Source organism: Winogradskyella sp. ABM4_392 (assembly GCF_056160445.1).
This window is the reverse complement of sequence record NZ_JBSWXE010000001.1, coordinates 707,802-719,066: the sequence shown is the minus strand read 5'-3', so window position 1 is coordinate 719,066 and position 11,265 is coordinate 707,802. Positions and strand designations below refer to the sequence as shown.

The following is an 11,265-nucleotide window of genomic DNA, read 5'->3' as shown; positions in this document are numbered from 1 at the left end:
AGGCCTCAACAATTGTTGAGGCTTTTTATTTTTTTATCCCTTAAGTTGATTAAATTTGCAGGATTAATTTTTGAATATGTACAGAAGTCATAACTGTGGAGAATTAAGAGCCACTCACAACAATACAGAAGTTACACTAGCAGGTTGGGTACAAGGAGTTAGAGATAAAGGTTTTATGATCTATGTAGATCTTAGAGACCGTTATGGTATAACACAGCTTTACTTTGATGAAGATCAAAGCGCCAAAGCACTTATGGAAACCGCTCAAAAATTAGGACGTGAATTTGTAATTCAGGTCAAAGGAAAAGTTCAAGAGCGTACCTCTAAAAACCCTAACATTCCTACAGGTGACGTTGAGATTTTAGTTTCAGAATTAAATGTGCTTAATGGTTCAAAAACACCACCATTTACTATTGAAGATGAAACTGATGGTGGAGATGATTTACGTATGAAATATCGTTATTTAGATATTCGTCGTAATCCTGTAAAAAACAGTTTGGTTTTTAGACATAAAGTAGCTCAAGCTACACGTAACTATCTTTCAGCCGAAGGCTTTATTGAAGTTGAAACACCGTATTTAATTAAATCTACACCAGAAGGAGCTAGAGATTTTGTGGTGCCTTCTCGTATGAACGAAGGTCAGTTTTACGCCTTACCACAATCTCCACAAACCTTTAAGCAGTTGCTTATGGTTGGTGGCATGGATAAATATTTTCAGATTGTAAAATGTTTTAGAGATGAGGATCTTCGTGCAGACCGTCAGCCGGAGTTTACACAAATAGACTGCGAAATGGCGTTTGTAGAACAAGAAGATATTTTAAATACGTTTGAAGGATTAACACGTCATTTACTTAAAGAAATTAATGGTGTAGAGGTTGATAAATTCCCAAGAATGCTATACGATGACGCAATGCGTTTGTATGGTAATGACAAACCAGACATTAGATTCGGAATGGAGTTTGGCGAGTTAAACGACGTTGCAAAACATAAAGATTTTAATGTATTCAATTCAGCAGAATTGGTGGTTGGTATCGCTGTACCAGGCGGAAATGCATATACCAGAAAAGAAATAGACAAACTTATCGATTGGGTAAAGCGTCCGCAAGTTGGTGCTTTAGGTATGGTGTATTGTCGTTGTAACGAAGATGGTACTTTTAAATCTTCAGTAGACAAATTCTACGATCAAGACGATTTAGCAAAATGGGCAGATGTTACAGGTGCTAAAGCAGGCGATTTAATTTGTGTACTTTCAGGAAGCACCAATAAAGTGAGAGCACAATTAAGTGCTTTACGTATGGAATTAGCAGAACGTCTTGGCTTACGTAAGTCAGATGAATTTGCTCCTCTTTGGGTTATGGATTTTCCTCTTTTAGAATGGGATGAAGATACTGAGCGCTATCATGCTATGCACCATCCATTTACGTCTCCAAAACCAGGACAATTAGAATTATTAGATTCTAAACCTGGCGAAGTAAAGGCCAATGCTTACGATTTAGTATTAAATGGTAACGAAATAGGTGGTGGTTCTATTCGTATTCACGATAAAGCAACACAAGCGATTATGCTAAAACACTTAGGATTCTCTGAAGAAGAAGCCAGAGCGCAGTTTGGTTTCTTAATGGATGCTTTTGAGTATGGAGCACCTCCACATGGTGGTATTGCTTTTGGTTTGGATAGACTTGTTGCTATTTTAGGTGGACAAGAAACTATTAGAGATTTTATTGCCTTCCCAAAAAACAATTCTGGTAGAGATGTAATGATAGATGCACCTGCACCAATTGATGATGAACAATTGCAGGAACTCAATTTAAAATTGAATTTAAAATCATAAATATTAAATCCTGCTTCTTGCAGGATTTTTTGTTAGATTTAAAGTATGCCAACGAAGTCCAACTTTTTAAAACGATTACTCATTTGGAGATACAAACATGTCTCCGAAAAGAACTTTGTTTTTTTATTAAGTCTCATCATTGGTTTATTAGCTGGATTGATTTCGGTGTTTATTAAAAACATCACCTTTGCTATTGAAGCTATTTTTGAAAAAGGAGTTATTCTTTCAGAAAATAGCATCTATTTTATTTTACCTATTGTGGGATTATTTTTGGTGTATTTGTTTGTAAAATACATTTCAAAACAACCAAGCGAACATGCCATTCCTTCTATTCTTTTTGCCCTATCGAAAAGAGATGGTATCATTGATAAGAAGAAAATTTATTATCCATTAATCACAGCTCCATTAACCGTAGGTTTTGGTGGTTCAGTAGGTTTGTTAGGACCAGCTATTGCTTCGGCTTCGGCATTAAGTTCTAACTTTAGCAGATTATTGCATATTGATAGAAAAACCAGAAGTTTATTAATTGCCTGTGCAGCAGCTGGAGCTATTGCATCTATTTTTAAGTCACCTATTGCTGCAATTATTTTTGCAATTGAAGTGTTTAGTTTAGACTTAACTTTTGCTTCGTTATTGCCTTTGTTAATCGCATCTGTTTCTTCGGTAATAACCTCGTACTTCTTTCTTGGAGATAGTGTCTTATTTGAGTTTAGTGTTTCAGACAAATTTGTAATTAAGGATACACTTTTTTATATCCTTTTAGGAATTGGAACAGGAGTTGCTTCTATCTATTTTTCAAAAATTTACTTCGGAGTTACGTCAATATTTAATCGGTTTAAATCCGCTAGACAAAAATTAATTGTTGGTGGTTTGTCCATTGGTGTTATGCTCTTTTTTATTCCTCCACTCTATGGTGAAGGTTTTGGATTCATCAACAACCTTTTAATTGGCAATGATATTGAAGCTTTAGGCAATACACCTTTTGATTCGCATTTAGATAATATCTGGATTGTTATAGGCCTTTTATTTGGCATAACAATTTTTAAAGCCATTGCCATGACCACAACATTTGCAGCTGGTGGAACAGGCGGTATTATCATTCCGACTTTAGTGATGGGTAGTGCCTTAGGAAATGTGGTTGCCAAAGTCATTAACAACTGTGGCTTAGGTTTTAATGTGTCTGAAGCTAATTTTACATTAATTGGTATGGCTGGTCTTATCGCAGGTGTACTGCATGCTCCGTTAACTGCCATTTTCTTAATTGCCGAAATTACTGGTGGATATCAACTCTTTGTACCTTTAATGATAACAGCTTCTATGTCTTTTATCATTAATAAAAATGGTTTAGACCACACCATTTACACTAAAGAATTATTAGAAAAAGGTGCGCTTCTCACTCAAAACAAAGACAAAAGCGTACTCACATTAATGAAGTTAGATTCTGTTATTGAACAAAATTTTGTAGAACTACACCCAGACATGACATTGGGAGAAATGCTGAAAAATGGTGTTTCAAAATCGAATCGAAATTTGTTTCCTGTTACTGATGATGAAAAGAACTTTATAGGCATCATTTTACTAGACAATATAAGATCTGTAATGTTTGACCAAACACTCTACAACTCAACTACAGTTGAAACCTTTATGCAAAAACCACCAGAAATCATCTACTATGAAGAGGACTCTATGGAAAAGGTAATGAAGAAATTTCAGCGCTCAAAAGCTTGGAATCTACCTGTAATTAGAGATAATAAATACTACGGTTTTGTATCAAAATCTAAGCTTTTAACAGCTTACCGTCGCGAATTGATTAATTTTACGTCTTAATCATTGTAAAAACTATTTTAGACACTGTCAGGCTGAGCGCAGTCGAAGCCTATTTTAAATTTAAATACTCTAAAACCTTTCGACTGCGCTCAAGGTGACAGTATTATTTAATATGAAAACTATACACATTATCACACTTATAGCTTTTTTAGCATCTTTAGGCAGCATTGTTTGTGGATTAATTTTAGAAGTTGATTACACCGAAAAACTCATAGGCTTTGGAGTATTGGGTTTATTCTTGGTTGTATTCCCATTATTTTCTTACTACAGATGGAAAGGAAAAGATGTTAAGGACTATATGCTAACCAAAGAAAACCTTGACAAAATGCGTGAAAATCAAAGAGAAAACAAGTACTAAATAAGTTGTTTATTTTTAATATTTTAAAATAAAACGATTTATTAACCTTACGTGTTGGTTAATACATTACATTTGTGTTTTAATTTTTATTTATTTATAATGACTGGAACAGTTAAATTTTTCAATGATTCAAAAGGATTTGGATTCATTACAAACGACGAAACGGGAAAAGATATTTTCGTTCACGTATCAAACCTTAATGGCGTAGAATTACGCGAAGGTGACAATGTAGAGTACACAGAAGAAGAAGGCAGAAAAGGAATGGTTGCTGCAAACGTAAGCATTCTTTAAGATATACTTTATTTTTAGTTCAACGCTCAACCTTTGGTTGGGCGTTTTTTTATTCAAAAACTATTGGCAAACTCGTCTTAGGAATTTTCACAATATAATATGGCTGTGTCATAACTGAAGTTGCTATACCATCTGGTGATTTTCTTAACACGTCTACCAACATTTTATCCTTAGTTTCTTGAATAACTAGGTCTAGGCTATGTCCACCCGAATTCTTTACCTCTTCGAAAATCGCAATTATAGTATACTCAGAAAAGTCAATATCTGTTTCCGAAAAACTATCTGAAACCTTATTGACAGCATTTATTTTATTAAGTAGGTCTTTCCATTCTTCTGTAGTTGTAATTACTAAATTCTGTTTCTCTATACCTTCAGCACCAGAACCATGTAGGTTACCTTTTCCAATAAGAATAATATTTTCTTGCTTCATTTTTGCTTGATTTTCTGTCGATTTGCAGTTTAAGGCAAATAATAAAATTACAATTCCAAGTAACTTATGCATAGATTTTTGTTTTAATTCAAATTTCTTTTTTCAATAAAAAATCGCTTCATCAATTCTGAAGCTTCTTCTGCTAAAACACCACTTACAACTTTGGTTTTAGGGTGCAATTTGGTTCCCATAGCTGTAAAACCTCGTTGTTCGTCTGAAGCTCCATAAACTATTTTTGCAATCTGACTCCAATATAATGCTCCAGCACACATTTGGCATGGCTCTAACGTTACATACAACGTACACTTAGTCAAATATTTTCCACCTAAGAAGTTAGCCGCAGAAGTTATCGCCTGCATTTCAGCATGTGCTGTTACATCATTTAGCAACTCTGTAAGGTTATGTGTTCTGGCTATAATCCTGTCTTCAACCACAATAACAGCTCCAACAGGAATTTCGCCTTTTTCATAAGCAACCTCAGCCTCCTGAAGCGCTTTTTTCATGTAATATGTATCGTCAAATGGCTTTATCATTATTGTAAAAATACGATTTCAAAAATCATTAAATTCTATTACGGCAAGAATTTTGATGAAATTAAAGAAAGCTATTAATTATGAGTACTCACTATTCTATTTCTATCCCAAAACCATGCCATGAAGACTGGTCTAAAATGACACCAAACGAAAAAGGTCGATTCTGTAAATCGTGTACTAAAACCGTTGTGGATTTTACAAAAATGAGTCCTGATGCTATTCAGGATTACTTGCACAACAATAAAGGCCAACGCATTTGTGGCCATATAAAACAAAGTCAATTGGATAGTATCAACTTAAGAATTCCTGAAGCTATCATTCATCAAAACCAGAGTTTTCATCGTTTGTTTCTTTTGGCACTTTTAATTTCTATGGGAATGACGTTGTTTAGTTGTGAAGATGAAAATGGACAAAAAAAGAAAATTGAAAGTATAGAAGTTGTAGAAACTAAGACAAAAGTTAAAGATTCTATTATTGATGAGCCTCAAAAAGAGTTGATAAAAAAAGATGATTCAATTGCTATACAATCACCTAAAAAAATTCAAACCGCACCAGAACCAGATTTTCTTGGTTTGGTTATTGTTGAAACTGGCGAGGTTGCAATTGATTCAATTAGCAGTAATGGCTTAGATTCACTAAATGTCAAAAAACCTAAAGAATGTGCATTACCAACAAAAAACGACAGCATTGTAGAACCTATAATTATGGGAAAAATGGAATTGGATACAGACACAGACAATTCAATTATAGGTTTTGTGAGTATTGAGCAACCACCAGAATTCTTGGACACACCAAAACAATTAACCATCAAAGAAAAGAAAACTTACTTTTCAGATCGCATACAAGAAATCGTAAAGGAGAATTTTAATCAAAATATTGGAGACAGTACTGGTTTAAAAGGCAAACAAAGAATTTTTACACAATTTAAAATTAACGAAACTGGAGAAGTAGAAAATATAAAAATAAGATCACCTCATCCTCTTTTTGAAGCAGAAGCCAAACGCGTTATAAATTTATTACCAAAATTTAAACCAGGAAATCAAAGAGGTAAGGCAATTTCTGTGGTCTATAATCTGCCTATAACTTTTGTAATTGAAGACTAGAAAAACTCGTATTTTTGCTTAGTGCAAAATTCACTTTTAAAACATATCAACCTACCCAAAGACTTACGTCAATTAAACGCTGAGGATTTACCTCAAGTAGCTAAAGAATTACGTGAGTTTATTATTAATGTTGTGGCTACAAAAGAAGGGCATCTTGGTGCTAGTTTAGGTGTTATAGAATTGACTATTGCACTACATTACTCCTTTAACACACCTGAAGATTTATTAATTTGGGATGTTGGTCACCAAGCTTATGGTCATAAAATTTTAACCGGAAGAAAAGATCGTTTTGAAACCAACAGACAACTTAATGGTATTAGCGGTTTTCCAAAACGAAGTGAAAGTGATTATGATACCTTTGGAGTTGGACACTCTTCAACTTCAATTTCTGCAGCTTTAGGTATGGCTATTGCATCACAACTTAAAGGTGAAAACAAGCATCATATTGCGGTTATTGGTGATGCTTCTATTGCAAGCGGAATGGCTTTTGAAGGTCTTAACCATGCTGGAGTTACAGATGCTAACCTATTGGTTATTCTTAATGATAATGCTATTGGTATAGATCCAAGTGTTGGTGCCCTAAAACAGTACTTAACCAATGTAAAAAAGGGCACTCAAAAACAAGATAATATTTTTGAAGCCTTAAATTTTAATTATTCTGGTCCTATAGATGGCCATAATTTACCGTTGCTAATTTCTGAACTACAGCGATTAAAAGCTGTAAAAGGTCCAAAGTTTTTGCACGTAATTACCACAAAAGGTAAAGGGCTAAAACAAGCAGAAGCCGACCAAGTAAAATACCATGCACCTGGTAAATTTGACGCAAAAACTGGTGAACTTATTGCAAAATCAAGTACTATTGAACCTCCAAAATATCAAGATATTTTTGGCGAAACCATTGTTGAATTGGCCAGAAAGAACGAAAAAATTATTGGCATTACACCAGCTATGCCAACAGGAAGTTCATTAAAATATATGATGGAAGTATTTCCTAATCGTGCTTTTGATGTAGGTATTGCAGAACAACATGCTGTTACTCTTGCTGCAGGTATGGCGACACAAGGATTAATACCGTTTTGTAATATCTACTCTACCTTTTTGCAACGTGCTTATGACCAGATTATACATGATGTAGCGTTGCAAAATTTACCTGTAGTGTTTTGTTTAGACAGAGCTGGCTTAGTTGGCGAAGATGGCGCAACGCATCATGGTGTTTTTGACTTGGCTTATCTTAATTGTGTACCCAATTTGGTAATTTTTGCACCAAGAGATGCCATTGCTTTACGAAACATAATGTACTCTGTTCAATTAGGAATTGATTTTCCAATTGCCATACGCTATCCTCGTGGCAGAGGCCATCTATTAGAATGGAAGCTCCCTTATAAAACCATTGAAATAGGTAAAGGTGAATGCCTTAAAAAAGGAAAAGATATAGCCATATTATCTATTGGCACTATGGCAAAACATATTGAAGATGCTATTATAGATTTAGATGTTTCGCATTATGACATGCAATTTGTAAAGCCTCTGGATGAAACGTTGTTGCATCAAATTTTTAAATCACACAAAACCATTGTCACCACAGAAGATGGCACCATCGTAGGTGGTTTTGGGAGTACTATTTTAGCTTTTGCTAATACACACAGCTACAAACATCATATTGAAGTTTTAGGAATTGAAGATAAATTTATTGAGCATGGCTCTGTATTGCAATTGCAACAAATACAACAGCTGGATTCCGCTTCAATTAAAAAGAAAGTAGAACAACTACTCTCTATCCTCAACAACAGCTAAATCTGTTTTTCCTTCAACCTGCTCAATCTGCACAGTATCTTTTTTTACTTCTTGATCTTGGACGTTAGATATGTCGTCTAGCATTAATAGGCAAGTCAATACTACTACAAAAATGACTAAGCCTCCGAGTATATTATTTCTCATAAGTAGGTTTTTTGGGGCTAATTATGAAATAAATTAAAACAATATATCGTTAAAAAACAAAATTATTCGATGAAATGCAAATTTTTATAAGATATTACCTTTCAGTTTTTTATGTAATAACATGGCATTAGTATCAGACAATTTTGATATAAATAAGCATACTGAAAGTAAATTATTGTAGAGAGATTCATCAGATAAGCTAACCGTTTCAGGTAAAAGATTTTGTAATAATTTATCGTAGTTAGACAAACTATCATTGTATACATTATGCGCTAAATTCCCATAAGCATTTAACAGCTGATTTAAAATTTCGTAACCTGCAATTTCCTTATTTATAACTTCTTTTGATCGGTATACCTTTTTAATACTTAAATCAATGATATCTTTTATTTGAGCTTTATATTGACTAACATCTAAAAGTGCTGTTTCAAATTTTCCCTCTAAAATATCAGCTTCATGCTTCATAAAAATGGATGCAGCTTCATCAATTAAAGTACTAATTGCCAATGCTCGCAAATAGCTAACTCTGTCTTCGGTTGTTTTTAGAGCATTATAATTTTTGGTTATTATTCTGCCTTTTACAAGTTTTATTAAATACTCCAGAGCATAATCTTCTTCAATCAACCCAAGATTTATTCCATCCTCAAAATCTATAATAGTATAACAAATATCATCAGCCGCTTCTACCAAATACGCTAAAGGATGTCTGTTGAAGCTCACGTCTTTTTCGCTTCTTGATATTAGACCCAAATCTGTAGCAACCTCTTTAAACATGTCTTTTTCACTTTGAAAAAAACCATATTTTTTGTCAACTATATGTTTGGTTGGTTTTTTAGGCAATGACTCCTTTGGGTATTTCATAAAAGCACCAAGTGTGGCATAGCTTAGTCGTAGACCTCCTATTCTTCCTGCTCTACTTTCGGTTAATATTTTGAAACCGTTGGCATTACCTTCAAAATCACATAAATCTTGATATTCTTTATCTGTTAATTTAGATTTGAACTGTGCTCCATTTCCAGTTTTAAAATATGCGCCTATTGCCTTTTCTCCTGAATGACCAAATGGAGGATTACCTATATCGTGCGCTAAAGCAGCAGCTGCTACTATAGCTCCAAAATCGTTAATCTTGTAACCATGTACATTTTCTAGATGTGGGTGCTTTTCTAATAATAATTTACCAACCTGTCTTCCTAAAGAACGTCCAACAACACTTACTTCTAGGCTATGAGTTAATCTGGTGTGAACAAAATCCGTTTTAGATAAGGGCACAACCTGCGTCTTGTCTTGCAAGCTTCTAAATTCTGAAGAAAATATAATACGATCGTAATCCACTTCAAAACCGACACGTGTTTCGTCTTGTTCTTTTCTCAATCGTTTATTTTCGTCACCAAAACGTTTTAAGGACAATAATTGCTCCCAGTTCATACATAAGAATATTAAGATTGCAAGATAAATAATTTGATATATAAATATTTAGTATTTCAACTATCTATTTACACAAATTCTAATGTTATGAAATTGTTTCTAAAACATAAAACTACATAACATTTCACTAACAGTTAACTAACCTTATAGTTACAAATGTTTAATTTTTGATTAACCTCTTTAAGAGAATATCACTCTTTCTTTGCATCACATTAAAAAACCAAAAATTGTTTATTAAAATTTAACTCAATGAAAAAATTACTTTTAATCACGTTAGTAGCTTCTACACTAGTATTCACTAGTTGTTTTAAAGATGATGATGCTCCTTTAATAGTAGAGACTTCTACTACAATAATTAACGAAAACCCAGGTGGTGGGTCAGATGAAGACTGCCCTGTTATTGCCGTAACTGGTGAAATCGCTAATGGTACTGTATGGACAAATGATAATATTTATCAATTAAACCAGAAGGTAGTTATACCTGCAGGTGCAACTTTAACTATCAATCCTGGAACAATTATTAAAGGATCTTCAGGTACTGGGTCTTTAGCCTCTGCGCTTATCGTAGCAAGAGGTGGTACACTTAACGCTAATGGTACTGCAGATGAGCCAATCATCTTTACTTCGACTCAAGATAATATCTCATGTGGACAAACTGCTGGTACAAACTTAGATGAAAATGACAGAGGTCTTTGGGGTGGATTAATAGTTTTAGGTAATGCGCCTTGTTCTTTCTCTGGTGATATTCCAGAAGCACAAATTGAAGGTATTCCTGCAGACGATACATTTGGTCTTTACGGAGGTACAGACGCTAACGATAGTTCTGGTAGCATGAGATACATCTCAATCCGTCATGGTGGCGCTTTAATTGGTGAAGGTAACGAAATCAACGGTCTTACATTAGGTGGTGTTGGTAACGGAACAATCATAGATAACATTGAAGTTGTAGGAAATGTAGATGATGGTATCGAATTCTTTGGTGGTACTTGTGATGCTTCTAACTTATTAGTATGGGCACAAGGTGATGATGCTATCGACATTGACCAAGCTTACTCTGGAACTGTTGACAACGTAGTTGTTGTATTAGGTGACATTTCTGACCATGCGTTTGAAATTGACGGTCCTGAAGGAACAGGTTCTGGTGCGTTTACTTTACAAAATGCTACTATCATTGGTAACACCGTAACTGCTAATGGAGAGTATGCAGACTACAGAAGTAATGCGCAAGGTTATACTGAAAATGTATATGCTTTTGGATTTAAAGCAGAATCTGATGTAGAGTTAGACAATGATGGTGTTGCAACAAACTATAACAATGGTGACTTAACGTTTGGCCCTTGGGAAATAGTATTACCTACAGGTGTTACTGACGTTACTAGTATTTTTGTTAACAAAGCTGAAACAGTTACTGTAACTGGCTTTGGATCTACTGCAACAGCAGTAACAGAAGGTGCACAAACAGTTGGTGCTACTACTTCTAACTTAAGCTGGACCTACTCTAATGTAGAAGGTGGCTTAGGATTCTAATA

General features: G+C 34.3%; 11 protein-coding genes. 7 read left to right on the top strand and 4 right to left on the bottom strand.

Annotated features, from left to right (window positions below; translation table 11 throughout):
* Positions 1–76: 76 nt before the first annotated feature.
* The 4 genes from aspS to ACXAFS_RS03070 all read left to right on the top strand — a co-directional run bounded on the left by aspS (position 77) and on the right by ACXAFS_RS03070 (position 4,307).
* Positions 77–1,831 carry an aspartate--tRNA ligase gene (gene aspS / locus ACXAFS_RS03085; protein ID WP_475305230.1) on the top strand — a complete coding sequence of 585 codons (1,755 nt, stop codon included), beginning with the start codon at positions 77–79 and terminating at the stop codon, positions 1,829–1,831.
* A gap of 45 nt (positions 1,832–1,876) precedes the next feature.
* Positions 1,877–3,658 carry a chloride channel protein gene (locus ACXAFS_RS03080; RefSeq protein WP_475305228.1) on the top strand — a complete coding sequence of 594 codons (1,782 nt, stop codon included), beginning with the start codon at positions 1,877–1,879 and terminating at the stop codon, positions 3,656–3,658.
* 112 nt (positions 3,659–3,770) lie between these two features.
* On the top strand, positions 3,771–4,016 hold the full coding sequence (locus ACXAFS_RS03075; RefSeq protein WP_475305226.1) for a hypothetical protein: 246 nt from the start codon (positions 3,771–3,773) through the stop codon (positions 4,014–4,016).
* A gap of 99 nt (positions 4,017–4,115) precedes the next feature.
* The gene (locus ACXAFS_RS03070; protein WP_262901999.1) at positions 4,116–4,307 is read left to right on the top strand and encodes a cold-shock protein; all 192 of its coding nucleotides are present in this window, start codon (positions 4,116–4,118) and stop codon (positions 4,305–4,307) included.
* 49 nt (positions 4,308–4,356) lie between these two features.
* Here the strand turns inward: ACXAFS_RS03070 and ACXAFS_RS03065 are convergent, their stop codons facing one another.
* Both ACXAFS_RS03065 and ACXAFS_RS03060 read right to left on the bottom strand, forming a co-directional pair.
* Entirely contained in the window at positions 4,357–4,809 is a 453-nt protein-coding gene (locus tag ACXAFS_RS03065) for a protease complex subunit PrcB family protein (protein WP_475305224.1), read from the bottom strand.
* Positions 4,810–4,820: 11 nt separating this feature from the next.
* Positions 4,821–5,270 carry a nucleoside deaminase gene (locus ACXAFS_RS03060; protein ID WP_475305223.1) on the bottom strand — a complete coding sequence of 150 codons (450 nt, stop codon included), beginning with the start codon at positions 5,268–5,270 and terminating at the stop codon, positions 4,821–4,823.
* A gap of 80 nt (positions 5,271–5,350) precedes the next feature.
* Between ACXAFS_RS03060 and ACXAFS_RS03055 the strand changes: the two genes are divergently transcribed.
* Both ACXAFS_RS03055 and ACXAFS_RS03050 read left to right on the top strand, forming a co-directional pair.
* Positions 5,351–6,373 carry an energy transducer TonB gene (locus ACXAFS_RS03055; RefSeq protein ID WP_475305222.1) on the top strand — a complete coding sequence of 341 codons (1,023 nt, stop codon included), beginning with the start codon at positions 5,351–5,353 and terminating at the stop codon, positions 6,371–6,373.
* Positions 6,374–6,394: 21 nt separating this feature from the next.
* Positions 6,395–8,167, top strand: a complete 1,773-nt coding sequence (locus ACXAFS_RS03050) for a 1-deoxy-D-xylulose-5-phosphate synthase (protein ID WP_475305220.1) — start codon at positions 6,395–6,397, stop codon at positions 8,165–8,167.
* Here the strand turns inward: ACXAFS_RS03050 and ACXAFS_RS03045 are convergent.
* Both ACXAFS_RS03045 and ACXAFS_RS03040 read right to left on the bottom strand, forming a co-directional pair.
* Entirely contained in the window at positions 8,141–8,311 is a 171-nt protein-coding gene (locus tag ACXAFS_RS03045) for a hypothetical protein (RefSeq protein ID WP_475305219.1), read from the bottom strand. The two genes, ACXAFS_RS03050 and ACXAFS_RS03045, sit on opposite strands and share 27 nt — an antisense overlap.
* Before the next feature lie 84 nt (positions 8,312–8,395).
* Positions 8,396–9,736 (bottom strand): deoxyguanosinetriphosphate triphosphohydrolase, encoded by a 1,341-nt coding sequence (locus ACXAFS_RS03040; RefSeq protein ID WP_475305218.1) that lies wholly within the window; start codon positions 9,734–9,736, stop codon positions 8,396–8,398.
* Positions 9,737–9,985: 249 nt separating this feature from the next.
* Here ACXAFS_RS03040 and ACXAFS_RS03035 point away from each other — a divergent pair, with 249 nt between their 5' ends.
* On the top strand, positions 9,986–11,263 hold the full coding sequence (locus ACXAFS_RS03035) for a hypothetical protein (protein ID WP_475305216.1): 1,278 nt from the start codon (positions 9,986–9,988) through the stop codon (positions 11,261–11,263).
* Positions 11,264–11,265 lie beyond the last annotated feature (2 nt).

Excerpts from the sequence above, each read along its gene's own strand:
- ACXAFS_RS03040 (WP_475305218.1), bottom strand. The coding sequence starts at position 9,736 with ATGAACTGGGAGCAATTATTGTCCTTAAAACGTTTTGGTGACGAAAAT.
- ACXAFS_RS03060 (WP_475305223.1), bottom strand. The coding sequence starts at position 5,270 with ATGATAAAGCCATTTGACGATACATATTACATGAAAAAAGCGCTTCAG.
- ACXAFS_RS03035 (WP_475305216.1), top strand. The coding sequence starts at position 9,986 with ATGAAAAAATTACTTTTAATCACGTTAGTAGCTTCTACACTAGTATTC.
- ACXAFS_RS03055 (WP_475305222.1), top strand. The coding sequence starts at position 5,351 with ATGAGTACTCACTATTCTATTTCTATCCCAAAACCATGCCATGAAGAC.
- ACXAFS_RS03080 (WP_475305228.1), top strand. The coding sequence starts at position 1,877 with ATGCCAACGAAGTCCAACTTTTTAAAACGATTACTCATTTGGAGATAC.
- ACXAFS_RS03065 (WP_475305224.1), bottom strand. The coding sequence starts at position 4,809 with ATGCATAAGTTACTTGGAATTGTAATTTTATTATTTGCCTTAAACTGC.
- aspS (WP_475305230.1), top strand. The coding sequence starts at position 77 with ATGTACAGAAGTCATAACTGTGGAGAATTAAGAGCCACTCACAACAAT.
- ACXAFS_RS03045 (WP_475305219.1), bottom strand. The coding sequence starts at position 8,311 with ATGAGAAATAATATACTCGGAGGCTTAGTCATTTTTGTAGTAGTATTG.
- ACXAFS_RS03075 (WP_475305226.1), top strand. The coding sequence starts at position 3,771 with ATGAAAACTATACACATTATCACACTTATAGCTTTTTTAGCATCTTTA.
- ACXAFS_RS03070 (WP_262901999.1), top strand. The coding sequence starts at position 4,116 with ATGACTGGAACAGTTAAATTTTTCAATGATTCAAAAGGATTTGGATTC.